Below are 276 nucleotides of genomic sequence, written 5' to 3' on the forward strand. Positions count from 1 at the left end.
CTGCCCAGGGTAAGTCGGGACCTAAGGCGAGGCCGACAGGCGTAGTCGATGGACAACCGGTTGATATTCCGGTACCCGCTTTGAAACGCCCAATATCGAATCAGGCGATGCTAAGTCCGTGAAGCCGCCCCGGAGCCTTCGGGCAAAGGGGAGTGGTGGAGCCGACGAACCAGACTTGTAGTAGGTAAGCGATGGGGTGACGCAGGAAGGTAGTCCAGCCCGGGCGGTGGTAGTCCCGGGGTAAGGGTGTAGGACGTCACGTAGGCAAATCCGCGT

1 rRNA gene is annotated in these 276 nt (G+C 60.5%); it reads left to right on the forward strand.

The features are described 5' to 3' along the window. Nucleotides 1–276: ribosomal RNA gene (locus tag ADL08_RS14275) — 23S ribosomal RNA — on the forward strand; the annotation flags it as partial.

The sequence above is a fragment of the Streptomyces sp. NRRL F-6492 genome, from assembly GCF_001280125.1.
GTDB lineage: Bacteria > Actinomycetota > Actinomycetes > Streptomycetales > Streptomycetaceae > Streptomyces.